Source organism: Paraburkholderia megapolitana, assembly GCF_007556815.1.
GTDB classification, from domain to species: Bacteria; Pseudomonadota; Gammaproteobacteria; order Burkholderiales; family Burkholderiaceae; genus Paraburkholderia; species Paraburkholderia megapolitana.
In genome coordinates this window covers 1,641,230-1,667,142 of the sequence record NZ_CP041743.1, presented here as the reverse complement: position 1 = coordinate 1,667,142, position 25,913 = coordinate 1,641,230, and the positions used below count along the sequence as shown (strand labels likewise).

The 25,913-nt window shown below is 61.8% G+C and carries 23 protein-coding genes; 11 read left to right on the top strand and 12 right to left on the bottom strand.

The features are described 5' to 3' along the window. Positions 1-29: 29 nt before the first annotated feature. Complete coding sequence (locus FNZ07_RS07050; protein WP_091014873.1) at positions 30-806, bottom strand: NAD(P)H-dependent oxidoreductase; 777 nt, start codon at positions 804-806, stop codon at positions 30-32. Between the two features lie 85 nt (positions 807-891). Here FNZ07_RS07050 and FNZ07_RS07045 point away from each other — a divergent pair, with 85 nt between their 5' ends. Then, positions 892-1,785, top strand: coding sequence for a LysR family transcriptional regulator (locus FNZ07_RS07045; protein ID WP_091014871.1), 894 nt, complete (start codon positions 892-894; stop codon positions 1,783-1,785). Between the two features lie 12 nt (positions 1,786-1,797). Here the strand turns inward: FNZ07_RS07045 and FNZ07_RS07040 are convergent, their stop codons facing one another. Next, a complete protein-coding gene (locus FNZ07_RS07040) occupies positions 1,798-2,052 on the bottom strand; it encodes a hypothetical protein (protein ID WP_091014869.1) in 255 nt (84 codons plus the stop codon). A gap of 208 nt (positions 2,053-2,260) precedes the next feature. Between FNZ07_RS07040 and FNZ07_RS07035 the strand changes: the two genes are divergently transcribed. The 4 genes from FNZ07_RS07035 to FNZ07_RS07020 all read left to right on the top strand — a co-directional run bounded on the left by FNZ07_RS07035 (position 2,261) and on the right by FNZ07_RS07020 (position 4,991). After that, the gene (locus tag FNZ07_RS07035) at positions 2,261-3,124 is read left to right on the top strand and encodes a class I SAM-dependent methyltransferase (protein WP_091014867.1); all 864 of its coding nucleotides are present in this window, start codon (positions 2,261-2,263) and stop codon (positions 3,122-3,124) included. Positions 3,125-3,134: 10 nt separating this feature from the next. Next, on the top strand, positions 3,135-3,416 hold the full coding sequence (locus tag FNZ07_RS07030; RefSeq protein WP_091014865.1) for a hypothetical protein: 282 nt from the start codon (positions 3,135-3,137) through the stop codon (positions 3,414-3,416). Further along, complete coding sequence (locus FNZ07_RS07025) at positions 3,413-3,880, top strand: GNAT family N-acetyltransferase (protein ID WP_091015836.1); 468 nt, start codon at positions 3,413-3,415, stop codon at positions 3,878-3,880. Before FNZ07_RS07030 ends, FNZ07_RS07025 begins: the two co-directional genes overlap by 4 nt. Before the next feature lie 73 nt (positions 3,881-3,953). Further along, positions 3,954-4,991 (top strand): S1C family serine protease, encoded by a 1,038-nt coding sequence (locus FNZ07_RS07020; RefSeq protein ID WP_091014863.1) that lies wholly within the window; start codon positions 3,954-3,956, stop codon positions 4,989-4,991. A gap of 101 nt (positions 4,992-5,092) precedes the next feature. Here FNZ07_RS07020 and ggt read toward each other — a convergent pair whose 3' ends face one another. Together ggt and FNZ07_RS07010 are read right to left on the bottom strand one after the other, a co-directional pair. After that, entirely contained in the window at positions 5,093-6,826 is a 1,734-nt protein-coding gene (ggt, locus tag FNZ07_RS07015; protein ID WP_091014860.1) for a gamma-glutamyltransferase, read from the bottom strand. A gap of 153 nt (positions 6,827-6,979) precedes the next feature. Next, the gene (locus tag FNZ07_RS07010) at positions 6,980-8,530 is read right to left on the bottom strand and encodes an amidase (RefSeq protein WP_091014858.1); all 1,551 of its coding nucleotides are present in this window, start codon (positions 8,528-8,530) and stop codon (positions 6,980-6,982) included. Between the two features lie 228 nt (positions 8,531-8,758). On the opposite strand from FNZ07_RS07010, the gene FNZ07_RS07005 reads away from it, so the two are divergent. Further along, complete coding sequence (locus FNZ07_RS07005) at positions 8,759-10,279, top strand: GGDEF domain-containing protein (RefSeq protein ID WP_091014856.1); 1,521 nt, start codon at positions 8,759-8,761, stop codon at positions 10,277-10,279. A 54-nt stretch (positions 10,280-10,333) separates the two neighbouring features. On the opposite strand, the gene FNZ07_RS07000 is transcribed toward FNZ07_RS07005, so the two are convergent. From FNZ07_RS07000 to FNZ07_RS06980, 5 genes are all read right to left on the bottom strand, one after another. After that, the gene (locus FNZ07_RS07000) at positions 10,334-11,749 is read right to left on the bottom strand and encodes an MFS transporter (protein WP_091014853.1); all 1,416 of its coding nucleotides are present in this window, start codon (positions 11,747-11,749) and stop codon (positions 10,334-10,336) included. Between the two features lie 100 nt (positions 11,750-11,849). Then, the gene (locus FNZ07_RS06995) at positions 11,850-12,614 is read right to left on the bottom strand and encodes a phosphocholine cytidylyltransferase family protein (RefSeq protein ID WP_091014851.1); all 765 of its coding nucleotides are present in this window, start codon (positions 12,612-12,614) and stop codon (positions 11,850-11,852) included. 21 nt (positions 12,615-12,635) lie between these two features. Continuing rightward, entirely contained in the window at positions 12,636-13,640 is a 1,005-nt protein-coding gene (locus tag FNZ07_RS06990) for a flippase-like domain-containing protein (RefSeq protein ID WP_091014849.1), read from the bottom strand. Continuing rightward, positions 13,637-14,476, bottom strand: a complete 840-nt coding sequence (locus FNZ07_RS06985; protein WP_091014846.1) for a HalD/BesD family halogenase — start codon at positions 14,474-14,476, stop codon at positions 13,637-13,639. Before FNZ07_RS06985 ends, FNZ07_RS06990 begins: the two co-directional genes overlap by 4 nt. Positions 14,477-14,479: 3 nt before the next feature. Continuing rightward, positions 14,480-15,169: a CDP-alcohol phosphatidyltransferase family protein gene (locus FNZ07_RS06980; RefSeq protein WP_091014843.1), complete on the bottom strand. Its 690-nt coding sequence runs from the start codon at positions 15,167-15,169 to the stop codon at positions 14,480-14,482. A 246-nt stretch (positions 15,170-15,415) separates the two neighbouring features. Between FNZ07_RS06980 and FNZ07_RS06975 the strand changes: the two genes are divergently transcribed. Continuing rightward, positions 15,416-15,847 carry a hypothetical protein gene (locus FNZ07_RS06975; RefSeq protein WP_091015834.1) on the top strand — a complete coding sequence of 144 codons (432 nt, stop codon included), beginning with the start codon at positions 15,416-15,418 and terminating at the stop codon, positions 15,845-15,847. 206 nt (positions 15,848-16,053) lie between these two features. Here the strand turns inward: FNZ07_RS06975 and FNZ07_RS06970 are convergent, their stop codons facing one another. Further along, positions 16,054-18,012, bottom strand: a complete 1,959-nt coding sequence (locus FNZ07_RS06970; RefSeq protein ID WP_091014841.1) for a PhoX family protein — start codon at positions 18,010-18,012, stop codon at positions 16,054-16,056. Between the two features lie 196 nt (positions 18,013-18,208). Continuing rightward, positions 18,209-18,718 (bottom strand): hypothetical protein, encoded by a 510-nt coding sequence (locus FNZ07_RS06965; protein ID WP_091014839.1) that lies wholly within the window; start codon positions 18,716-18,718, stop codon positions 18,209-18,211. 623 nt (positions 18,719-19,341) lie between these two features. On the opposite strand from FNZ07_RS06965, the gene FNZ07_RS06960 reads away from it, so the two are divergent. The 3 genes from FNZ07_RS06960 to FNZ07_RS06950 all read left to right on the top strand — a co-directional run bounded on the left by FNZ07_RS06960 (position 19,342) and on the right by FNZ07_RS06950 (position 21,758). Then, positions 19,342-20,496 carry a porin gene (locus tag FNZ07_RS06960; RefSeq protein ID WP_091014837.1) on the top strand — a complete coding sequence of 385 codons (1,155 nt, stop codon included), beginning with the start codon at positions 19,342-19,344 and terminating at the stop codon, positions 20,494-20,496. 338 nt (positions 20,497-20,834) lie between these two features. Further along, positions 20,835-21,188, top strand: a complete 354-nt coding sequence (locus FNZ07_RS06955; protein ID WP_091015832.1) for a hypothetical protein — start codon at positions 20,835-20,837, stop codon at positions 21,186-21,188. Positions 21,189-21,239: 51 nt separating this feature from the next. After that, complete coding sequence (locus tag FNZ07_RS06950; RefSeq protein ID WP_091014834.1) at positions 21,240-21,758, top strand: metal-dependent hydrolase; 519 nt, start codon at positions 21,240-21,242, stop codon at positions 21,756-21,758. Positions 21,759-21,879: 121 nt separating this feature from the next. Here FNZ07_RS06950 and FNZ07_RS06945 read toward each other — a convergent pair whose 3' ends face one another. Next, a complete protein-coding gene (locus FNZ07_RS06945; protein ID WP_091014831.1) occupies positions 21,880-22,782 on the bottom strand; it encodes a DUF2242 domain-containing protein in 903 nt (300 codons plus the stop codon). Between the two features lie 396 nt (positions 22,783-23,178). Here FNZ07_RS06945 and FNZ07_RS06940 point away from each other — a divergent pair, with 396 nt between their 5' ends. Beyond that, positions 23,179-25,911 carry a type VI secretion system Vgr family protein gene (locus FNZ07_RS06940; RefSeq protein WP_091014829.1) on the top strand — a complete coding sequence of 911 codons (2,733 nt, stop codon included), beginning with the start codon at positions 23,179-23,181 and terminating at the stop codon, positions 25,909-25,911. Positions 25,912-25,913: the final 2 nt, after the last annotated feature.

The following is a 25,913-nucleotide window of genomic DNA, read 5'->3' as shown; positions in this document are numbered from 1 at the left end:
CGCCCCTTGTATATCCGAAGGGGCGCCGCCTACGCACGATGCACCGCAAACCCAACCTGCCCCGGCGCAATATCGTCCTTCAGCGTGAGCTGCGGAATATCGTAGGCACCGGCATTCTGCGACCGGAATGCTAACGGTGGCGTTGTCCAGAGATTATCGAGTCGCTGCCCGAGCGCATCGCAGATCGTCGAGAATCTCGTCTCGTCGATCCGGCTGGTCCGATGGATCACGAACGGCGGCAGCACATCGAAGCCCGGGTAATACAGCACACCGTGCTGGATCGGAAACAGCACATCGTCAATCGGGCCATTGATCCCTCTCGCGCTGTAGTGTGACTCCCATCCGCCCGTGGAGACAATCAGCATCGCGCGCTTGCCTGCCATCGCCCCTTCCCCGTAGCGATCTCCCCAGTGCGTATCGGAGTGCTCCCCCACACCGTAGGCAAAGCCATACGCATAGACACGCTCCACCCAACCCTTCAGGATTGCCGGCATCGAAAACCACCACAACGGAAACTGCAGGATGACCGCATCCGCCCACTTCAGCTTCTGCTGTTCGAGCGCGATGTCTTCGCTCTGCAGGCCATTCTCGAACGCGTGCTTCGAGTCAAGCGCGGGATCGAAACGCGCATCGGGTTGTCTGTCGATGCTGTCATCTGCATCGAGCGAGGCCTTCCAGTGCATCGCGTACAGATCCGATACCTGAACGACGTGCCCGGCTTCTTCAAGACGCTTGACTGCAAAGCGCCGGAGCGAGCCGTTCAACGACCGCGGTTCGGGGTGAGCATAGACAAGCAGAACATTCACGATTGGACCTCCATGACGAGAAGAACGCAGAATAGGTTCTCGTCAGGTATATTGGAAATGAATATCCAATATTGCAGGTATAGCGATGAATAATCTCCGACGCCTGGACCTCAACCTGTTAGTCACGCTCGATGTCCTGCTCGCAGAACACAACGTGACGCGCGCAGCGGAGCGTCTGAGTTTCTCGCAACCATCGGTTAGCGTTCATCTTGCAAAGCTCAGAGACATTTTCGATGACCCGTTGTTACTGCCGGGACCGCGCGGCATGCGGCCGACCGCGCGAGCGGAGGCGTTACGCGAACCCTTGCGACAAGCGCTCGATGCACTCGAGCGCACCGTGGCACCCGCCGCCCCCTTCGATCCCGCCGAAGCCACCCATACATGGCGCGTAGCCGCAACCGACTACGGCGAGTCGACCGTCGTGCTGCCTGCTTTGAGCGGATTGCGTTCGGCCGCGCCGCATACCCGACTGGCGCTTGTCGAACTGGCTCCGCCGCGCATCGCGAAGCAGGCGGAACAGGGGGAAATCGATCTTGCTTTTCACATCAGCGAAGACGCGCCGCCAGGTATGCGGCAGCGCGTGCTCTTTGCGGAACGCTATGTGCTGGCCGGTCGCGCGGGGCATCCACGGTTGAAGAGAAAACCGACGCGCGCGCAATTTTGCGCACTCGAGCACGTCATCGTGTCGCCAGATGGAGGCGGGTTTAGCGGCGTCACCGATGAAGCGTTAGCGGAGTCGGGTCTGAAACGACGGGTGGTGCTGTCGGTTCCGCATTTTCTGTTCGTATTGTCCGTGGTGGCGAACACCGATCTGGTCGCGATGGTGCCCGCGCGGCTTGTTCGCGATACCCGTGCGCTGCAGGTTGTCGAATCGCCGGTTGAAGTCGCTGGCTACGAAATGACCATGCTGTGGGACGAGCGCTCTCATCGCGACCCGGCGCATCAATGGTTGCGGGAGCATATTGCCGGTTCGGTGTGAGCGGTTTAGAGGCTACGAGGTCAACACGACACGTACCGCATTCAGCAGAACCTCTTTCTCTTTCGCCGAATTCACGGGAAAGCGCTTGAACTCATCCGCGATACGCAAATCCGCGTAAAGCTCGGTTGAGTCTTCATGGAAATGCAGAAACGGCTTCGATTTTCTATAGAACACACCCGTCGATCGTTCCCGCAAATCCGGCAGCGCGCGCAGATCGCGAAGCAGCTTCTCGAGACGGTTAAAAGCATCGATACCCGCGTGTTTCATGGCAGTCCGTCGTGGTGAATATCAGTCGATATTGAATTCCGTCGGGCACGCGTTCAGACGCCCCGGCGCCCTACGAAACGACCGGTTGATAATTTACTCGATTGCTAGCTAGCATAGTAGCTTTCATGGGTGATGAAGACGACTGAAGGCTTCGTCTCTCTAGCGAAGATGAGCCAACCCGGATCCATCCGAAAGGAAACCGCACATCATGCAAGACGACAAGCAGACAACGGCCGCCGACACTACGGCGGTACGCGTTGCGCTATGGCGCGCTTTGCACGTCCAGGCCGATGCGCCGCCGCACGTGATCGAAGACGAACTCGGCCTGCAACTGGCGGCCCCTGGAGATGACTGGCGTCAGCGCCCCGACATGGACCCGGACGGCACGCGTGGCTTCCGCGCGGGAATCGTGGCGCGCGCACGCTTCGTCGAAGATCTGGTCGCCGAACAGGTCGATCGCGGCATCCCTCAGTACGTGATACTCGGCGCCGGCCTCGACACCTTCGCGCAACGCCGGCCGGAGATCGCATCGCGTCTGCAGATATTCGAGGTCGATAAGCCCAGCGCAGAGGCGTGGAAACGTGAGCGCCTGATCGAACTCGGTTTCGGCATCCCCGAGTGGCTGCACCTCGTACCGGTCGACTTCGAAGCAGGTGCATCGTGGTGGGAGCGGCTGGCCGCCGAAGGCTTCGATGCGAGCCGGCCTGCGTTGGTTGCGTCGACGGGCGTCACGATGTACCTCACGAAGGACGCGATCGCGGCCACCCTGCGGCAGGTCGCAATGCTCGCACCAGGCTCCACGCTTGCGATGACATTCCTGCAGCCCCCCGATCTCGCCGCCCCTGATGAGCGCACGACGTATAAAGCAGTCGAGAAATCCGCACGCGCGTCCGGCACACCGTTTCTCAGCTTTTTCAGTCCGCCCGAGATGCTGGCACTCGCCCGCGAAGCGGGTTTCCGCGAGGCACGCTGCGTATCGGCACCCGACCTCATCGAGCGCTACTTCGCTGGCAGAACCGATGGGTTCAGACCGCCTGCGAACGGAGAAGCGTTTCTGATTGCGACGACCTGAAGTACAAGCGATGAGCGAATCAACCGTGATCGCCGCAGCAGATGCCTTTACGAACTGGGCGCAACCTTGGGCATTCTACGAATCGACGATCGCCCAGCCGGACCTCACCGCGAGCGATCGCGCCACGATCCGCGATATCTGGTCGGAGGCGTGCAACTCGCGTTACTGGCAAGATGCCTCTTTGCAGGAATGCAGCGCGTGTGTCGAGCGCGCGCTGCATGTCGTATTCCCCTGGCTGCCCGCTCAGACACGTGCGCAGTTCGTGCGCGCGGCTTCATATCAATGGCGATGACAGAGATTCGTGCCGCCCGGTTTCCCGAGCATCTCGAAGCCGTTCGCGCGATTTTTCGCGAGTACGCGGCGAGCCTTCCCGTCGATCTCGACTTTCAGAATTTCGCCGCGGAACTGGCCGATCTTCCGGGCAAATATGCGGAGCCTGAAGGCCGCGTGTTGCTTGCGTGGAGCGGTCGTGAAGTGCTGGGTAGCGTGGCCATGCGGCCGCTGGAAAACGATATCTGCGAAATGAAACGCCTCTATGTGCGCCCGGCGGGCAGAGGACAGTCGCTTGGAAGGCAACTCGCGATGCGTATCGTTCAGGTGGCGAAAGAAACGGGCTACCGGAAAATCCGCCTCGATACGCTGCCGGACATGGCCGCGGCGCAGCAACTGTATGCATCGCTGGGATTTCAGGCTATTGCGGCCTATGTATACAACCCCGTGGCAGGAACGCAGTTTCTGGAACTGGATCTGGCTTGAGGCGCCGTAGCCTCACCCTTGAAAACCCACCAACCACCCTGCATCTGCGATCCCGTTTATCCGGAGCTTCGCCATGGGAAGCCGTCCCCGTTTTATCGACGATCTGTCGGGTGCCGCAGGCGCCGCACCGGATGCCGCGACGCCGCATCTGCTCGATGACACCGCCCTGCTCGATCACTATTCCCGCACGGTCATCGGCGCGCTCGAGCGCGTGCGCCAGGCCGTCGTCTACATCTCCGTCGAGCGGCACACGCCCGGCGATTCACACGGCCGCGGCACGCGCGGCGGCACCGGTTCGGGTTTCCTGTTCACGCCGGACGGTTATCTGCTCACCAATAGCCATGTCGTGCACGGCGCCACGCACATCCGCGTAACGCTCGCCGAAGGCGCCACCTACGACGCGGATCTAGTCGGCGACGACCCAAGCAGCGATCTCGCGGTGTTGCGCATCGGTTCCGCCGAACCATTGCCGCACGTCGATCTCGGCGAATCAAGCAAGCTGCAGGTCGGCCAGATCGCGATCGCGGTCGGCAATCCGCTCGGCCTCGCGCAGACGGTGACGACCGGTGTCATCTCCGCGCTCGGCCGCTCGCTGCGCTCGAATTCCGGCCGCATGATCTACGACGTGATCCAGACCGACGCAGCGTTAAATCCGGGCAACTCCGGCGGCCCGTTGATCAACTCGGCGGGCCAGGTGATCGGCGTGAATACGGCGATCATCCCCGGCGCGCAGGCCATCTGCTTCGCGACCGCGATCGACACTGCGAAGTGGGTGATCATGCAGATCTTCACGCACGGCCGCGTGCGGCGCGCGTACATCGGCGTGGCCGGCACGACGACACCAATCTCGCGCCGCGTGCAGCGCTACTTCAGTCTCGCATTGGTGAGCGGCGTGCATGTGATGGAAGTGGTCAAAGGCAGCCCCGCTGAGCTGGGCGGATTGCATACCGGCGACCGTATCGTGGCGATCGATGAGCAGCCGGTTGGCGACGTCGACAGTCTGCAGCGCACGCTCGACGCATCACGGATCGACCGGCCGGTGAAGGTCACTATCCTGCGCGGCGCGCAACGGCTCGATCTTACGGTGACGCCGAGCGAACAGGCAGGCTGATACGACGACGACAACGACAGCTGCGCACCAAACAAAAGCGGCGTCCCGCATCACTGCGGAACGCCGTTGTCTATTGAACGCTCAGACGCGCGTTATAGACGTTACGGAATCAACCGCGTCACGCCACGACCACGCGGGTCAGCCGCTGCATCCGGCGTATCGCCATTGATCTTGATCGCCTGAATATCGCCGCTGAAGTCCTGGCCTTTCAGGTTGTAGCCCTTCGCTTCAATCTGCTGCGCGAGCTCGCCGTCGATCGGCTTGTACGGCTCCCAGAAAATCGTGTTCGGCGGCAACAACTGGTGGTGGAAACGCATCGCAGCGACGGCTTCCTTCAGCGGCATGTTGAAGTCGTACACGTTGTTGATCACCTGGAAGATCGACGTGAAGATGCGTGAGCCGCCCGGCGTACCGATCACGAGCGACACCTTGCCGTCCTTCGTCATGATGGTCGGTGTCATCGACGACAGCGGACGCTTCTTCGGTTCGATCGAGTTCGCATCGCTGCCCACCACGCCGAACATGTTCGCCACACCCGGCTTCGCGGAGAAGTCGTCCATCTCGTCGTTCAGCACGATACCCGTGCCTTCAGCGACAACGCCCGAACCAAACCAGCCGTTGAGCGTGTACGTGTTCGACACCGCATTGCCCCACTTGTCGACCACCGAGAAGTGCGTGGTCTCCGCTTTCTCCGGCATCGACGTGCCGAGGCCAGGCTGGACGCTCTTCGTATCGGACGGCTGATTCGGATTCACTTCGGCCGCACGCTTCGCGATGTACGCAGGATCGGTGAGTTGCGCAACCGGCACCTTGTAGAAGTCCGGATCGCCGAGATACTGCGCGCGATCGGCAAACACGCGCTTCTCGATTTCCGCGATCAGGTGCACGTATTGTGGTGAATTCAGTGCGACGTCCTTGAAGTCCGGCGCGAGGTCGGCCTTCATCTGCAGCAGTTGCAGCAGACCGATACCGCCGGAGCTCGGAGGCGGCGCGGTGATCACGTCATAGCCGTTCCATGTGCCCAGCACCGGCTGACGCCACACGGCCTTGTACTGCTGCAAATCCTGCTTCGTGATGAGGCCATGACCGCGCATCGATGCGGCGATCAGGTCAGCCGTCTTGCCCTGGTAGAAATCTTTCGCACCCTGGTTCGCGATACGTGTCAGCACGGCGGCGAGATCGGGCTGCTTGAACGTCGTGCCCGCCTTCATCGCGCCGAAGTACGTGTCGAAGTTCGTCTTGCCTGCGAAGTCCTTCGCCGCTTCCTCGCGGCGACTTGCCAGCGCTTCGTCGACTACGAAGCCATCGCGCGCGTACTTGATTGCGGGCGCGAGAACCTGCTTCCAGGTCAGCTTGCCGAAGCGGTGCTGTACTTCCGACATGCCGGCCACGGTACCCGGTACGCCGACCGCGTAATAGCCGAACAGACTCTTGCCCTTGATGACGTTGCCCTGATCGTCGAGGTACATGTTCTTCGTCGCGGCGAGCGGCGCACGTTCGCGATAGTCCATGAAGTACGGTTTGCCGTCGACATACAGCGTCATGAAACCGCCACCGCCGATGTTGCCCGCTTCGGGGTATGTCACCGCGAGCGAGAATGCGATTGCGACGGCGGCATCGACGGCGTTACCGCCTTCGTTGAAAATCTGTTCGGCCGCATCGGCAGCGTACTTGTCCGAGACCGCGACGGCCGACGCATTGAGAATGGCGGGTTGCGGCTTCGAAGGCGCCCTGGCATAAGCCGGCGCGGTTTCGACGAAACCAGCGGAAACGGTAACGAGTGTGACAGTGGCGAGCGCGGCTGCAGACAGTCTGGCTCTTGCAAATAATTTCATTGGGTGTCCCCCATGACAGTTCCTCTGTTGGCATGAAAAGTCTGTCTTGGGCTTATAACATGCCAATTGCCTGTTTGCGAAGCCGCTGGAAGCCCTGAGTGCGTGCGGCAATTCCGCACGCAGCGTGTCGTGATCTTGCCGTCCGCAGATACATCAACTCGTCAACGGCGGTATCGCCGTGCGCGTCTGGAAGCTCGGCTCGCGACGCCACTGCGTCGCCTGCTCGAATGCGTAGCCGAGCGCGAGCAGTCGTGCTTCGCTCCACGCGGGACCGACAAACGACAGACCAATCGGCAAACCGCGCACTAGACCTGCAGGTACGGTCAGATGCGGATAGCCGGCAACGGCAGCCGGCGTCGAAAATCCATCGCTGCCGCTGTCGCCGTTAATAAAATCGGTCAGCCACGCTGTCCCACCGGTTGGCGCGACAATCGCATCGAGCTTGTGTTCACGTAACACACGATCCATTCCGTCATCGCGCGCGGCCTTGCGGCATGTGGCGAGCGCTTTCAGGTAGACATCGCTATCGAGCCCGCCGAGCGCCTGAGCCTGCGTCAGCTGCTCCTGGCCGAAGTACGGCATTTCCTGCTTGCGATGTGCGTCGTTGAATGCAATCAGGTCGGCGAGGTTACGTATCGGCGCATGTGGCGCAAACGTCTTGAGCCATAACGGCAGATCGTGCTTGAACTCATGCAGCAGCACCGCCTGCTCGGCATCGCCGTAGCTCACCTTGGGCAGATCGACCGGATCGACAAGAACGGCTCCGAGTGCAACGAGTTTCGCGAGCGCACGTTCGATCTGCTGGTCGATTTCGTCATGGCCCGTGAAGAAATTGCGGGCGACGCCGATACGCGCGCCGCGTAGTGCGTGCGGATCGAGTGCAGCCAGATAGTTATCGGGAGCCGGTGCATGCTGTGTGGCGGGATCGAGCGGATCGGTACCGGCCATCGCGGCAAGCAGTCGCGCAACATCGGTGACGGTGCGCGCAATCGGCCCTGCTGTGTCCTGTGTGTGCGAGATCGGTATGATGCCGTCGCGGCTCACGCGGCCGACGGTCGGTTTGAGCCCGACCACACCATTGATCGATGAAGGCGACACGATCGAGCCATCGGTCTCAGTGCCGACCGCCATGTCGGCAAGACCGGCGGCAACAGCCACCGCCGAACCCGAACTCGAGCCGCTCGTATTGCGATCGAGCGCATACGGGTTACGCGTGAGGCCACCGCGTGCGCTCCATCCACTTGTGGAGCGCGTCGAGCGCAGGTTCGCCCATTCACTCAGGTTCGTCTTGCCCGCAATTACGACGCCCGCTTCGCGCAGACGGCCAATCAACGAGGCGTCGCGCGTGGCGCGCACGCCGTCTAGCGCGAGCGAACCGGCGCTTGTCGACATGCGATCGCCCGTGGCGATGTTGTCCTTCACGACGACGATGCTGCCGTGCAGCGGCCCACGTACGTGTCCCGCGCGACGTTGCGCATCGAGCGTACGGGCAATCGTCGCTGCATCGGGATTGAGTTCGATGATGCTGCGCAATTGCGGGCCACCGCGATCGAGTTCGGCGATTCGCGCCAGGTAATGCCGCAGTGCAACGGCCGCTGTCGCGCTCGAACCCTGCGCACGCGGCGCAGCACCGGCCGGCAGGTTTCCTGTCGATACAGCCGCGGCGAGAAGACCCAGCGAAGCGGAGAAACGGCGTCGTTGCATGAACACTCCTGGTTTCAGATGGGACGCAATTATCGGCTGTCAAAATCCATCCGGTGATCGAGGATGCAAAGACACGTTCGATCGCCCTCAGGCCGTGCTTCGTACGTCGTAAGCTAAGATATGTCGAGATTGCCGGCATCTACAAGAAAAACCGAAGCAGAGAAACCGAAGCGCCATCCGGCTTCATGATGGCTTTCACCTGCCTTGCTCGAGTCCTGGGGTGAAACCTTGCGTCGTTCGCCAAAGCCGCTCCATCTTGCGTTGTTCGCTGTGTCGTTTCTCGGCGCGCATGCGCTATGCGTCGTCGTGTTTCCAGCGTCGGCGATGCAGGTCAGCTACCCTTTTCTGATTCTTGCGCCGGCGCTGGCGCTGGCCGCCTGCGGCTGGCGCGCCCGCATCGAGCCGCGCAAGTCGCGCACACCGTGGGTATTGCTTGGCGCAGGCCTGTTGCTGTGGACGTGCGGCGTGACACTCAACGCGTGGGAAGATCTGGTCCAGCAGACGCCGCAGACCGTCGCGTGGTTCTCCGATTTCAGTTTCTTCATCTATGGCGTCCCCGTACTCCTCGCCATTTCATTCGTTTCGAACGAACAGCAGCTCCCATTGCTTGTGTGGATGGACACCATCCAGGCGGTGTTGACCGGTTATCTCGCCTATATCGCGATCTTTTCCGTCGCACCGTTTTCGGATCATGTGCTCGACCCGATCTCGGTGCCGACCCTCGTACTCACCTACAACATCGAGAACGTCGTTCTCGCCACGGCAGCGACCTTGCGTCTTCTCGCCCAGCCGCGCGGCCACGACCGCAGGTTCTACGCGATCCTGTGCGGCTATCTTTGGGTCTACGCGCTCACCGCGGGCGTGTACAACTATTGGGCTGCCATTTCCAGCATCCACGTCGTGCTCGACGTCATCGTCGATGTGCCGTTTCTTCTGCTCGGTATTGCATGCGTGATCGATCCTGGGCCGCGCATCGAAGCCGACGTCGCGGCGGCGAAACGCCCGCTTGCCGTCGTCATCGAAAACGGCAGCCCGATTTTCTATACGCTTGCGCTGCTTGCGTTAAGCATCCTGCTGATACGCGATCATTACCTTGTCGGCGCAATCGGCATTCTCACCGCGCTGATCGTCTACACGATACGAACGACGTCCCTGCAAAGCCGGCTCATCCTGACCCAGCAGGAGTTGCGGGATGCCACGGACCGCCTCGAAGAGATGGTGCTCACCGACGCGTTGACGCATACCGCGAACCGTCGATGCTTCGATCAAACGCTAACGCTCGAATGGAGCCGCGCTGCGCGCACCCAACTGCCGCTCGGCCTGCTCCTGATCGATATCGATCACTTCAAGAAGCTCAACGATCGCTACGGTCATCCGGCGGGCGACCGCTGCCTCGTCGCGGTGGCAAGCGCGTTGCAAGCGGCGCTGCCGCGCAGCGGCGACCTGCTCGCGCGCTATGGCGGCGAAGAGTTCGCGGCGATCCTGCCGGCCACCGACGAGAACGGTGCACGCATCGTGGCCGAGCACATGCTGGCCGACGTCAGGGCGATCCGCATTCCGAACGAACCGTCGTTTGGCGATTTCGTGACGATCAGCGTCGGTATCGCGGTGTTTCGCTCGACAGGCACGGGCACCGCGCATCAACTCGTCGAAGCAGCGGACCAGGCGCTCTATCGTGCGAAGGAACGCGGACGCAACCGGATCGAATCGATTGCGCAGGATGATTTTCTCGGGATGGGATCGGTGTAGCGTCGCCTGCGGCTGTGTCCGGATCGGCCGCCCCGTCCTGCGGACACGCTACCACTAATGCGCTGTACTGCTGCTACCGCGGCTACCGCGCGCGATCTCGTCGCCGGCACCGAGCGGCAGCTTCGCGGTGACTGGAATCGATGCGAGCGAGAACAGACTGACCACAAGGAACGCCGGCCAGAAGTCGGACCATGCAACCGTCGTATGCCCCTGCAGATCGCGCGACAGTTGCAGCACGAGCCCGGCGATCGTCACGCCGAGCCCCAGCGAAATCTGCTGGACGACACTTGCAACGCTCGTCGCGCGTCCGACGTCGGCGCCCGGAATATCCGCATACGCCAGCGTGTTAAGGCTCGTGAACTGCAGCGACGGAAAGAAGCCGCCCAGCAGCACCACAATCCAGATCACCCAGTGCGGCGTGCCGGGAAAGAACAGCCCGTACACGGCAATCGCAGCACCTGCGAACACCGCGTTGTACATCAGCACTGTTCGAAAGCCGTAGCGGCGCAACACGCGCGAAGCGACCGTCTTCATGAACATCGAACCGAACGCCGACGCGCAGGTAATCGAACCCGACTTGAACGCGCTCATCCCGAGTCCTTCCTGCAACGCGAGCGGCAGCAGAAACGGCACCGCGCCGAGGCCGATACGAAACAGCGAACCGCCGAGCACACTCGCGTTGAAACTCGGAATGCGCAACAGGCTCAGATCGAGCACCGGTCGCACGGCATGCTGCGCGTACCACCAGTACGCGACGAGCAACACACCGCCGGCCACGCACATCGCGATCGAACGCGAATTCGACACCAGTTCGCCGCCTACCAGCGACAACCCCAGCATGAACAGCGACGCCCCCCCCGCGGACAACACAAAGCCAAACCAGTCGAGTCGCCCAGGATGCGCTTCGCGCACGTTCGCGATGTGCCGGTTCGCGAGCCAGATGCCGAGCACGCCGATCGGAATGTTGATGAAGAAAATCAGTCGCCAGTGCAGATAGGTGGTGATGAAACCACCGAGCGGCGGCCCGATCACCGGACCGAGCAACGCAGGTATCGTCAGATAGTTGACCGCACGAAGGAAATCCGACTTCGGCACGGAGCGGAAGATGATGATGCGCCCGACCGGCACCATCATCGCGCCGCCGATACCCTGCACAAAGCGCGCAAAGATGAACATGCCGAGCGAGGTCGACGCAGCGCACAGCAGCGAGCCGGCGATAAAAATACCGATCGCGGTACGAAACACCGTACGCGAACCAAAACGGTCGGCCACCCAGCCGCACACCGGAATGAACACACCGAGTCCAATCACGTAGGCCGTGATCGCGAGCTTCATCGTAATCGGATCGTGGCCGAGAGATCGCGCGAGCGCCGGCAGCGACGTGACCAGCACCGTGGAGTCGACACTCTCCATGAACATCGCGCACGCGACGATCAGCGGAACAATGAAGGCGCCTAAGGCAAGCGGCATCGAAAGAGAGGAACAGCTGCGGGCGAAACGGGAAACGCGGGTGTCACCCGGACCGAGCCGGGCGACGCGAAGGAGCAGTTACGTGTGAACGGACAACGCCTCAGCGCGGTGCGCTGACGAGCGGTTGAAGCTGCGGAAGAATTTCGCGCGTGGCGCGTTCGACGTCGTTCGGGAAGTCGATCTCGATCCACGGTGCGCCGGTTACATCGGCGGTATCGAACACCTGGCTGCGTTCGAGCAACAGGTCGCGCACCGCTTCTTCGTGCGGCATGTTCGCACGGCCGCTGTCGACATAACCCGCGACGATCTGCGCAAAACGGCGCGCGGTTTCTTCGCGGAAGCGGAAAAAGCCCACCGATTCACCGATCGTGTCGTACTCGAGATTCACCGCGAGTTGCTTGCGCAGTTCGACCGGCACGCTGTCTTTCAGGCACAGCTTGACGGGTTCGTCGCCGGTTTCGAAATCGCGGTCGATCAGCAGACGGTTGACCGTTTCGCCCGCCACCAGCGCGCTCAGGATGCGTTCGTCGTACAGCACGTCGGCGTCCATCAGCAGCACGTCGCCGCCGCGCGTCAGCGCATCGGCAACGGTGTGCACGGTCAGCACGCTACCGAGGTCGTAGCGCGGATTCAGCACGATCTCGACGTCGCGCGGCCAGCCGATGCGCTTCAATTCCGTTCTGACGGTTTCGGGCTGGAAGCCGAGTGCGAGCACGACGTCTTCGACGCCAGCGGCTTCGAGCATCTGTAGATGACGTTCGAGCAGCGTCATGCCGTCGAACTGCAGCAGACACTTGGGAAACTGTTCGCCCGCCGGCTGCTGAAGACGCAGGCCGAGACCCGCTGCAAGAATGATGGCGCGCATGGGCGGTCCTTTGAAAAAGAGTTAGTCGACAGCCGGCACGCTCGTCGAGCGGCGCCGCTGCCAGCTTCGTTCGCTGAAATGCAGAAACAGCAGGCCCGGCAAACCGAGCAGTAATTCGCGGGCGCGCTTCGCAAGCGACAGTGCGAGCGCGGCATCGGGCGGCAAACCGACGAGCGGTGCGAGCAGCAGATAACCGCCCTCCTGCACGCCGAGCGAGCCCGGAATCGCGAAACCTGCGCCACGGATGGCTTGCCCCACGCTTTCGAGCAGCAACGCATCGATCCAGTCGACCGGATGACCGAGAAAGTGCAACGCGAGCCACACTTCCGCGGTACCGACAATCCAGCCCACCAGGCTCAAGGCGAAGCTCGCGGCAACGCGCCTGCGGTTGCGATAAAGCTCGTGTACGGCGGCATCGACGGCATCGGCGCGGGTCATCAGCGACGACCAGTCGCGCTTGCCGAACACCTTCGACACAACGCGCAGCATGCGGCCGAACAGACCACGGCGCTGCGCAATGTAGAACATCACGATCATCGCGCCGAGTACGCCGGTCGCAACGATCGTCGCGGTGCGCAGGTCCTGCAGCGCACCGTGCGCGGCATAGATGCCAAAGAGGCCAAGGCCGAGCAGCGCGAAGACGATCTGCGCGAGCGCCTGCAATGTCGTACTGACCGTGATCGCCGCAGCCGCATCGCGCATGCGCATGCCGCGCTGCGCGAGCTGGCGCACCATCACCACCGGACCGCCGATCTGTCCCGCGGGCAGCAAGCTGTTCACCGACTCGCCGATCCAGCGCGCGTACAACGTGTCGCGTTCGGTCACACCATCGCGGCGCCGGTCGACCAGCACGGAGATCGCGGCCGCGTCGAGTACGAGCGGCACGACGTGGAACGCAGCGACGAGCGCGAGCCCCCAACCTGCGGCGAGCAGCGTCGACGTCACCGAGCCGAGCCCCTGCCACGCGAGCAGCGCAACGAACAGCGCTGCCCCGATCGACAGCAGGATCATGGCGGCGCGGGTCACGCGGTGTCCCCGCTGCGCTTCATCAATTGACGGAAGACCTGGCGGAAACCGAAATACGCAATCGCGTCCTTCATGTTCGAAATGAAACGCCGCCACGGACGCATATTCGGATTGGTCACATATTCGAACGTCAGCGACACGCGCATTTCGTTCTCGCCGGCCGGCGAGATGCGATGGCGCAGCTTGTCGCCATCGAAGAACACCAGACCGCCCGGCGGAATCTGCACCGAACCGGGCTGATCGGCGATGTCGGGGTTGCGCGTATGCAGCTCGTAATCGAGACGGCACGACGACTCGTCGATCACACCGAGCAGCACCGTATAGCGACGGCCGTCGTAATACGACGTGTCGTAATGCCAGCCGATGTGGTCGCCCGGGCGCGTGTAGTAGTACAGCGCGTAGGCATGCGGGTCGTCGGCCGGCGACACCTGCAGACGATCGCCGCTCATCTGTTCGAGCCAGCCGATCAGTTCCTTCGAGCGATACAGCTGCGCGATAAACGGCGCGAGCCGGTCGATCGTATGGCGGCTCACGCTGCCGCCCTGCTTGTGGCCCGGCAGGTAGTTGCGATTCACCTCGACGAGCAGATCGCGCGCGCTCTGCGCGAGCTGCGCGGTGACCTCGGGGGCGAGAAAATCGTCCAGATACAGAAACGCGCCCTGATCGGCGAAATCCTGGCGCAGCCTGGCGTTATCGAACTGGCGCGTCCGCGCGGCGACCGCGCGGTCCGGATCGGGTGCGGGGGAAGCTGGGCGCGGCGGCTGGCTGGTACCGGCTGAGGCCGGCAGCGCAGAAGTGGCCTCGACGAACACGTCGTCCTGAATCGGCGTGCTCATCGGTTAACCCACGTTCAGACGGGTGTGCGCGGCTCCTTGCGGACGACGCATGACCCGGCGGTAGTCGATTACGACCCAGACAGCGAACAGCGGCGCGCCAATCGCGGCGGCGACGAGGAACGGCGTAATCGAGCCGGTCACGGTCACGATCGGCAGCAGATACAGCACGTCTTCGGTCTCGAATCCGCCCATAGACGCCTGCTTCGTTCCCGCCTTGCCTTCCTTGTCCTCGATACGCATGCGCAGGAAGAAAATCAGCGCGACGGCGATGCCCGCTACGGCGCCCATCAGCACCGGCGAGACGACGAACGCGGTCGCCGTTGCGCCATGGGCCGCAGCGGCCGCAGCTGCAAAACCGAAACCGAGAAACAACAGCACAGTAACCAACGCGTCGGCTGCGAGATCGTAAAAATGACCGATCCGGCTCGTTTTGCCGCTGATCCGTGCCAGTTCGCCATCGGTATGGTCGACGAAATTCGACAGAACGATCAGCAGCGCGCCCGCATTGGTCGAGGCGAAGCCGCCGCGCGCAAGGCACAGCGCGCCTGCGAGGCCGATCAGCAGGCGCAGGGTGGTCAGATGGTTCGGCGTGATCCAGGTGTCGACCAGCGGCGTAACCAGCCGGCGGGCGAGGCGCGCGTCCCATGTCCTGGGCGCGGGAACGTTATTTGGAGTTTGTGGTCGCGATTTCATAACCCGGAAATATATACGGGATCGCAAAAACTTGCTCTTTTACGCGCGTCTTTTTTTGTGAAAACTGCGTTGCGCAAGCATGCCCAATACCGGCAGAAAGCGTAAATTACCGAACCTGGTTTAAAGTGCCGCATCCCGTTCTGCGGCCCGTTCCCTAGCCCGTTGCGCCGCCTTATGCCGTCCGTGGGCGGCGCAACCGTCGCGCCGACACATGCCGGCGCATGGCGAACGTGTCATCCTACCGTCATGAAACGCGCCTTTTTATCGCTTTTCGCGGCCCTGCTCACCGCCGCCCCGCTACTCGCCCACGCCGTCGCACTCGATGCGCCGCTCGCGTGCAACGAGTCCGCCCATCGCTTTATCGCGGATCTCGCCGATCAGCAGCTAATCGACCCGAAACCGAACCGCGTCGAAAGCAATTCGATCAACGCATTCAGCCCCGCGCACGGGGTCGATCTGACTGCGTATGGTTTTCGCGTCGTCGCAATTGTCGGATTCGAGAAGGACGATCCGATGTTCCGTAACGGCGACGGCGAGCCGCTTGCGAAGTCGGCGTATGGCGCGGTGGTGTTCGGCGGAACGGACAAGGTCCGGGCCGCGGTCACGCAGGCCGGCAGCAGCGCCATCGTGCATCACGTCGCGCCGTTCATCACGGCGATTTTCTGCAAGCTGAGCTGATCGGAAGGGAGCCCCGCGCGGAACAGCGCGGGCAAAAAAATACCCCTCCGAGGGAGGGGTCGACGGCACACTTCACGGCCGGCCTGCTTCGCATCGCAGGCCCGCGCAACAGGGGCGAAGTGCCGTCAAAAGGCTTCACGCGATTGAGGCAATCCGATGCGTTGGCGCAAACCATGCGCGGCGCATGACACGCCGCGCGCTCCGCATCACAACTTGATAGCTGCCGGCGTGGCGGTCAGATAACCGACCGAGGCACCGAACCGGTCCTTGTAGTTCGCCCGCACCAACGGATCAAGCGTCGGTTTGACCTTGTCGTGCAGCGGGCTTTCCCAGTCGCCGACGTGCTGGAAATTGCTCATCACGTAGGTCCAGCCGTTGATCTCGTCGACCGCGTGCAAGCCGGTAGATTCCGCCCCCGCCGGACACGACAGCACACGCGCGAGCGTCTTCGTATCGACGTGGTACGCCCACAGGAAGTTGTTCACGTGCATGCCGCTGTCTTCGCCGATAAAGAGCGTACGCAGCTTCTCCGAATACTTCAGGTTGTCGGGGTTCGCGATCTTGTCCGCGTTGGCCGTATTGCCGAGCGCGTCGGCGGTTGCCAGGTCCTCGCCGACTAGCGCGGCCGGCGCGCTCATGTCGACCGGCACCCAGTCGCTGTCGATCGTCACGCCCATCCGGTCACGCTGGCCGCCCGTCAGGTTCAGCGCGTACACCGCGCCGGCGCTGATGGTCCGGTCGACTGCAACATCGGTCGATGCCGCATTACCGCGCACCATCGATTTCTCGATGCGCGACATCGCCGAGTACAGCACCTTGTCCTTCGCGTTGACGGTCGTGCCTTCGAGCTTCGTGAAGCCCATGCTGGCGCCCGCGAGCGCCGCATAGCGGTGCGTCTCGAGAAACGCAGCGGCCTTCGACATGCCCGGCTTGATGCGAATCCAGTTGAAGGTGCCGTTGAAGTTGATCTTCGTGAAGCTCGTATCCGCGGGGTCTTTGGTTTTGACGTCCATGATGTCGGTCGCGGTGAGCTGGTTCGCGAGCGCTTCGATCTCGGCGCTCGTCGCGTGACCGAGGTTGATCCACGACAGCGTCGCCGAACCCGCACCCGCCGATGACGTCTGCGCCCACTTCGCTACATACAGCGTCCCCGCCGACAGATCCGCGGCCTTGTCGGCGATGAACATGAAGAGACCGCCATTGGTCGCGTCGTCGCCCATGAGCACGGTGCGTCGATCGGGCATGACCTGCACCAGTTCGTGCGAAATACGCCCGAGGCAATAGTGCTTGCGGGCCGTGCCCGTGCCGTCCGGATTCACGGTTATTTCCGGCAGATGGCCGTAGTGGTACGGATTCGCTTTCGTTTCGTCGCCGTACAGGTTGCGGCTGAAGCTCTTGAACTGGCTATTGGTCGAAATCGTCGCTGCGTCCGGCTCGTATTCCTCGCTGGACAGATGCGTATTCCACGGCGACAGGCTCGCGCCGCAGGTAATCCACAGCCCGTGTGCAGCCGATGTATCGACATTCGAATAGCTGACCAGCGTCAGCTTGCCGGTGGCCGGGTCCTGATCGAGCGTGAGCACGGCGATCGGCGAAGGCAGTTGGCCATACATCGACACAAGGCTCTGATCGCGCGTCGCGTACTCGAACTGCACGACGGCGAACACCGTATTGCCCTTCACACCCTTCGCGACCGGCTTGTCGAGACGGATCAGCGAACTGCCGTCCGGGCAATCGGAGAAGAACTGGCGCTCCTTGCCCGCCACCGAACGATCGATGATCGGCTGGCCGCCGATATCGAAGTAACCGCCGGCGAGAATCGTGCCGCCTTTCGTGTCGGCAACCGTATCGCCGGTCGTGAAGAACGGCTGATACGCGAGCGTGTAGGCGCGGCGGCTGCCGTCGCTGAACTGCGCGGTCAGCGTCGAGCCCACCGAGGTCTTCGCCATCGCGGCCGGGTCCGCAAGCATCGGCGCAGCCATGGCGCTAAACGATGCCGCGGTGAAGTTCGCGACCGGCTTCGGCGCAGGCGTCGCGGCGAGATCGTTGCCGCCGCATCCCGCCAGCAGCGCCGACGACGCGATGCCGCCGCCGAGCGGCAGCATCGGTGCGCCGACGAGAAGTTTCAGAGCCTTGCGGCGGGAAAGGTCGAGCTGCTCTGCCATGGCGTGTTGGTCCAGGATTGTAGGTAGCGTGGGGCGATGCATAGTCGGCCCGGGCCTGGAACAGCATGGCTGTCGCTCGCGCCGCTATGGTGCGAGGACTGTACGAAATGAATATGAAAGTATATTGACAGTATTTATTAATGTTTCGGGAAGCTTTCCGCCAGCATGACCTGCACGGCCGGCGCGGCTGACGCAATCAGCGCGGGCGCCCGAAGCCGCCTTCGACCCACGCGGCCGCATTCTCTTTAGCGAGCTTGAAACCCGGCGCGACACGCGCCTGCGCGAGCCGTTCGCCGAACGGGTCGAACGCGGTCAATAGTGCGTAAGGGTCGTCCTCGTCGGGGACGATGTCGAGCGTAACGAGGATCTCGCCCTCCGCCGATTCCACCGTGACCCGCTTGTGCAACTGCGCGTGCCGTTGCTGCTCATGCCGGCGCAGGACTTCGGAAGCGGTCTTCACGAGCGTGTTGAACGCCGAGGTATCGAGCGGTTTCGGGTTTTTCTTGTCGCGGCCCATCGTCCACGGTCCGACGAGTGCCGGTTCCGCTTCGCCGTCCTTGATCATTTCGACAGCCCAGCCGTCGTCGTCTTCGTTCTTCACCACGCGGGCGGTCCAGCCGCCGTTGCGCCACAGGCGGGCGTCGAACTGCGTATCAGGGGTGTCGGGAGCGTCGGGTGCATCAGTCGTGTCAGGTGCGTCGGTCATTCGGGCTCACTCATTTCGTCGGGCTGGGCTCAGCGCGAACGCGCAATTCTACCCGCCCCGCGGCCGCGAACCGCCCCCTATGCCCACTGGATAAGCCCCCGCATTCTATTCATTTTGTGAAAAAATCTATTTCACTTTTTTCTGGAACCTATTCGTGATTTAATTATCGCAGACGAAAAAAAGCGCGGCTGGAAGCCGCGCAATAAAGATGAAAAAGACTACCCTTGGTCAAGGGGCAAGACGAATTCTAGGCTCTTAAATCGCTATCGGCGAGCGCATAAAGTGGAACAGTTCATTTCTTAAATTCACATTAATCGCAGTAACGGTATGTAAGTTTTCAGCCTTACTGGACAAGGGCTCCGACCCTTTCGTAGCACTCGCGCAACAACTAATCGATTGACATGCCGTGGTGCAATCCACTGCAATTCAGAAAAATTCTTTATTCACACGCACTTACGTGGATTAAATCCGCTATTCCTGATACTGGAATGCATTGTTGCTTAACTCGCGATTAAAGAACCTCCTGTTGAGAATACACTTCGCTGCGAATCGTCAGGCAACCTGCGCCATCAGCGGTGTGCGCTGAAGTGCGATTCCCTATGCACTGTTCTCGGAGTTGAAATATGAAAAAAACCCTTATCGTCGCGGGCATCCTGGGCTCACTCACGGCCGCCGCCGCGCATGCACAGAGCAGCGTCACGCTGTACGGCACGCTGGACGCCGGCCTCGTCTACTCGAACAACTCGCAAGGCCATAGCAACTGGCAACAAGGCAGCGGCGCGTTGTCCGATACGTACTTCGGGCTGCGCGGCAGCGAAGATCTCGGTGGCGGTCTGCACGCGATCTTCACGTTGGAAAGCGGCTTCAACCTGAACAACGGCCGTTACTCGCAGAATGGCACGACGTTCAACCGTCAGGCGTTTGTCGGTCTGCAAAGCGACCAGTACGGTTCGGTGACGCTCGGCCGTCAATACGACTCCGTCGTCGACTATCTGGCGCCGCTGTCGGCTGCGGGCGCGGGCTACGGCAACAACCTCGCCGGCCACCCGTTCGACAACGATAACCTCGACAACTCGTTCTCGATCAGCAACTCGGTCAAGTACACGAGCGCGAACTACTCGGGTCTGCGTTTCGGCGGCTTGTACGGCTTCAGCAACGATGCCGGCCAGTTCTCGAACAACCGCGCATGGAGCGCCGGCGCGTCGTACGACAACGGCCCGTTGAGCGTTGCCGCAGGTTACTTGCAGCTGAACAACTCGGGCAGCACCAACACCAACGGTGCGGTGAATACCGGTAGCGGCAGCGCGAACATCGCGGCCACCCTGCAACGTACGTACGGTATCGGTGCCAACTATGTATACGGCCCGGCAACGGTTGGCCTCGTGTACACGCACACGCAGCTGGACGGCATGCAAGGCATCAGCTCGGGCGGCACGACGTTCCTCGGTGGCCTGTCGGGTGCGAACCTGCACATGGACAACTACGAAATCAACGGCAAGTATGCTTTGACGCCTGCCTTGAGCCTCGCGGCAGCGTATACGTTCACGAACGGCAAGTTCTCCGGCGACGGTTCGGGCGATCCGAAGTGGCATACGGTTTCGCTGACGGGCGATTACTCGCTCAGCAAGCGGACCGACGTGTACGTCGAAGGCGTGTACCAGCACGCTTCGGGTGAACTCGGCAACTTCGGCTCGAACATCGCAGCGATCAACACGCTGTCGCCGTCGTCGACTGCTAACCAGACGGCTGTTGCTGTCGGCCTGCGTCACCGCTTCTAAGGAAGACTGCGGGCTGGGTCTGGACTTGGCCCGTTGTATCGACGTAGCGTTGCGTCGACAAAGCGCGCGCATGACTTCAATGTCATGCGCGCGCTTTTTTTGTTGCTAAAGTTTTCTGTGCCCGCGGGTGGCAGATCGCGCGGGTATACTGCCTCGCAACAGTTTTCGCCGCCGCGCATGTGCGAGACGAAGCATTGCGAGTGCACTTACTTATGGGTCCTTCGTCACGCGACGGCCTGCTAGATGCATGCAACGCATATGCTGCATCTAGCTGAACTGAACCGAACTGCATGCCGACGGTCTACCAGGACCATCGCATCGCCACCGACGCCCTGCTCATGAAACGATTCCTCCTGCTTGCTCCTGCCGCTGTCCTGCTCGCGTCCTGCGGGTCCGCTCCGATCGCCCCGCCGCCGCAACTCGCGTCGCAACCGCCGATGCTCTACGTGTCGTCGCAGCGCGCACCCGAGGACATCGCGAGCTGTCTCGACGGCCGTCTGTCGCGTGTGCGGAAGTCGACCGAGGGCGGCGTCACGATGCTCTCCATCGGCTCGCACTCGAAGAGCGCGTACTACGTCTGGCTGACACCGTCGGCCCAGGGCACCACGGTCAAGGTCATGCACCCGGAAGGCGACTCGGACGATCCGCCTGAAACCGATGTGCGTTTTGCGATCGCGCGCTGCGTCGCGTGAAAGCGCTTGAGCTTGCAGTAGTAGACCTGCGCTGAATCCGCATCCGTCTCCGTGGCATCGAATCACGCGCATCACGCGACCGGCTGGGCCGCCGGTGTCATCGCTTCCGCGCTCATCGTGCAGGCCGGCGCAAGCGGCCCGTGGCATCTGTGGGCGCTGCTGGCGTTCGCGGCCGCCATCGCGGGCGGCACCGCACCCGACTGGCTCGAAGTGGCCTGGTGGTCGCGTTCGCGCCGACTGTGGATCACGCATCGCACCGTCACGCACTGGGGCATCGGCTGGGTGGCGCTGCTTGTGGTCTCGTGGAAATTCGCCAGCTTTCATCATCCGCTCGCGGCGGCCGCATTCGGCTTTGCGTGCGGCGGACTGATGCACCTGCTCGCGGACTGGCCCAACCCGCTAGGCGTTCCGTGGATCGCCGGACGCCATTCGTTGAACTGGTGGAACAGCGGGCGCTGCGATCTGTTGATCGTCGGGGCGTCGTGGGGTGCGGCGTGGTTTGTCGCGGCGCATGTGTGGCTGCATCGGCCGTATGGTTTGCCGCTGCCCGCGCACTGGCGGATGGGTTAGCGGGTTATCAACAGAAAATGTGCGCAAGGCTGTGGATATCCTCTACGGGTTCGCGGCAAGTCATTGATGCAATGGAGCATCGTGGTGTTGCTGCGAATTAGCGATGCGCGCAGGTTTTGCGTCAGGGTGCGGTGCTCGCTGCTGCGGCGCTCGCGGGTTGGGCCGCTTGTATGGCGCGTTCGATGGGGTCGGGGGCGGTGGGCGTGTTGAGCGCGTCGGGCGCCGTGGCTGCTGCAGGCTTCGCAGGTAGCGCGGATGCGATCGGCACTGCGGGAACGACCGGCATCGCGGGCTTCGGCGGTGCCAGTGGTGCAAGCGATGGAAGCGGCGTGAGCGGTGCAGGCGAAGTCACGGGCGCACCCGGCGTACCCGAGGTTGCCGGCACAGACGGCATCACCGGCGCGAGCGGCACACCCGGCAAATCGCCGCCCGGCAGCGGACGCGCATCGATACGCTCGCTCGACACCGGCGCCGCGTGCACGACGGTCTCCACGTAGTGGCCGACCAGCGCAAAAAAGCGGTCATAGAACTGACCGGACGGAATCGTCTCGCTCGACACCTTGACCATCTCGTCGTTGTTCGAGCGAATCGGCAGCGACACCGAGCCGAGTATGCTCAGCCCGACACTTGCAGACGTATCGCTCTTCTTCAGTGCGTAGCCATTCTGCACCGCGTTCACATAGACCACGCTCGTATTACCGGCTTCCACGCCCGCCGTACACACCACGTGAAATTCCACAACGATGTGTGAATCGCCATTCGGCTGGAAATTCTTCGTGCCGTCGACGGTATCGGTGCGCGTCATCGTCGTCATGTAGCCCTGGCTCAGCAACGCGCGGCGCGCGCCTTCGCAGGTATCCGCGGTGCTCGCGTTGAAATTGTGCGTGTACGGGCTCGAGCCGGTATCGAACAGCTCCTGCTGGAACTTCGGTTGCGGGGTCGTACTGCAGGCAGCTAGCGCGGTCAGTGCGGTGAGCGCCGGCAGGACGCGCGTGGCGGCGAAACGGGAGAACGAGACGGGCATGATTGAGACAAACGGGTAACAGGTGCGTGACGTCGGAGTGCGTGCATTGTAGTGCGGTTGGCATGAGGTGCGCGGAACACGGCAAAAACGTGGGTGGAACCGTCGCGGGTTGTCGACAGAACATGTTGCTCTGGTTGGGCTTCCTGCCGCGCGCACCTGGTCGCCCCTAATTTTCCGTCCTTCAACTTCGCCAAACCACTATCTAACAGCCGATGAATATCTGCCCTTCGCATATGATATTTGTTAAATCCTGTCGCGAAACTGCCTTGAATATAATCAGCCTGCTAGAATCAGATCATTCCGTGTTTCCGGTCTCCCTGTCGTCTCGCCGCTTCGTTCCAAGCAGTTTGTAATTAACTCGTGAAGATGGACACGTAAAAAATAAATGGGGCAGAAATGAATGCGCAGGATATTGTGAGGGCCATTCAAGGGGGGCTGATACAGCAGGATCGTCTGCTCAAACTGGATACGCCATTAGGGGATAATGTCCTGCTGCCGCAACGGACGGTGGGTTGGTCCCGGATTGGGCGGCATTTTGAGTTCACGCTCGACGCCCTGTCGACGAACGGCAATATCAAGCTTAAACAACTGACTGGCCAGCCAGTAACCCTGTGGTTTCAGCAGGCAGATAAATCCTATCTGCCTCATCACGGGTATGTTTATTCGGTCCGGCGCCTCGGATCTGAAGGCGGATTAACGAGTTACCAGCTCCGGTTTTCGTCATGGATGAATTTTCTTAAATTCCGCCGCGATCAGCGCATCTGGCAGGACAAACCGGCCGATGAAATCCTGACCGATGTGTTCAATGCTCATACGCAGGCGAAAGGTCAGTTCAAATTCGCGCTGTCGAAGCCGCTCGAACCCCGATCGTATTGCACTCAGTACGAGGACGACTGGACGTTCGTTCACCGGTTGATGGAAGCCGAAGGTCTGTTCGGCATCTGGAAGCAGGGCGAAGACGGCAAGTCGCACACGCTGACGATCACGGACCGCCTCGATACGTGCGAGCCGCTCGCGCCGCAGACGGCGCAGTTTTCCCGGTACGGCACGAACAGCGAGGTGAATGCACTCGTTCACTGGTCCAGCGAACGCAACCTGCACAGTGCGTTGCTGACGACCAGAACGTTTGACTACAAGAGCCCATCGTCGCTCGTCAATCCGAAGGGCACCAGCGTGCCGACGGTCTCGCAGGAGCTGCCCGAGCAGCTCGAAGTCTACGAGTACACCGGACCCTATACCTTCCTCAAAAGTGAACGTGGCGACCACCTGTCGAGAGTTCGCATGGAAGAGTGGGAATCGCGCGCCAAGCGGTTCTACGGCACTGGCGGCCTGCGTGATGCCGATGCAGGTCGATGGTTCGAGCTGACCGGACATCCAGAGCACGATCGGGACGCCGAAGACAGACGCCAGTTCGCGATCATCGAAGCGACGTGGCTGATCGAGAACAACATTCCGGGCTCCAGTCACCACGCGAATTTTCCACATAGCCTGCAGGGCCAGGTGGCCGAAGCAATGGAGACTCACGGGAGCAGCGCAGCCAGCGTGGCGCATCCGGATGGATCAACGGGTGTGTTCCTGGTCCACGTCGAAACGCAGCGCAAATCGGTCCCGTTCCGCAGCCCCTTCGAACATCACAAACCGGTCATGCAGTTACAGACGGTAACGGTGGTGGGGCCGGGCGGCCAGGAAGTCTATACGGACACGATGGGTCGGGTGAAGGTGCAGTTCCACTGGGACCGCATCGGCCAGCGCAACGAGCGGAGCTCGTGCTGGATGCGCGTCGCGCAGCCGTGGGCGAGCGGCGGCTTCGGCGGCGTTCAGTTGCCGAGAGTCGGTGATGAAGCCGTCGTATCGTTTCTCGACGGCGATCCGGACAGGCCGCTGATAACGGCGCGAGTGGGCAACGGTACGAACACGCCGCAGTGGAATCTTCCCGATCAGCACATGCTGTCGGGATTCGTGAGCAAGGAAATTGGTGGTGCGCAGAACAACGTCTGGCTAAAGGATGACACGCAGGGTCAGGTACAGACGCAGATCCGCAGCGACCACCTCGAATCGGGTTTGCATGCAGGCTACATCACACGCGTGAGTGAACCGACGGGGCGTGGCGAGAAGCGCGGCGAAGGTGTGGAACTGCGTACGGACGGAAACGCTGCGGTGCGCGGCGCACGCGGGCTGTTGCTGACGACCCATCCGCGCCCCGGCGCGAGCGGCGACGCGTTCAGCGTCGATGAGGTGAACCTGCAGCTCGCGAACGCACAGGATACGGCAGCGAGTCTTGCGCAATCTGCACAGTCGGCGGGCGCGCAAGATGGGGAGCAGAAGACTGTCGCCACGTCCCTTAAGGCGCAGGCTAAGGACATTCAGGGAGGCGGTGCACTTAAGCAGTTCAAGCAGCCGCATGTGGTCCTGGCGAGCCCCGCTGGCGTAGCTACGAGTACGCCAGAGATGATTCATGTCAGTAGCGGCAAAACCACGTCACTGACATCCGGTGAGCACGTATCGGTGAGCACGGGCGGAGGGTTCTTCGCCAGCGCGCGAAACGCGTTACGCCTGTTCGTCGCAGAGGCTGGAATGCGGCTCATTGCTGCGGCAGGCGACATCGATGTAAAGGCACTGAAGGACAACATCAACTTGCTCGCGAAGCTGAACATCACGGTCACTGCCACAAAGATCACGATCAGTGCCCAGCAGGAAGTTGAGATCAATGGCGGCGGCAGTTATACGCGATGGACCTCTGGCCAGATCAAGAGCGGTACATCGGGCGGCTTCGAGGTTCACTCGGCAAGTCGCACGTTCGTTGGACCTGACAGCGTAAGCACGCCGAACATTCCGGCGTTGCCCCCCGAGAAGGAACAGTTGCACTTCGCGTTAAGCGCTCTTCCCGGGGGCGCAGCACATCAATACGTGAGCGAGCCGTACGAACTGTATAAGGGCGGCGCAAAAATCGGTGAGGGAGTTACCGATGAATTCGGCCGGTTGGTCATCAAGGATCATCAGCCCGGTACACCCGCCTATCAGGTCAAGCTTGCTAACGGTGGCAAGTTCGATCTGAAGGTGAAAGACATGCTTCAGGGAGATCCCGATCATGCGGACCAGCGAACCAATCGCGGCGAACGGCTGATCTGATC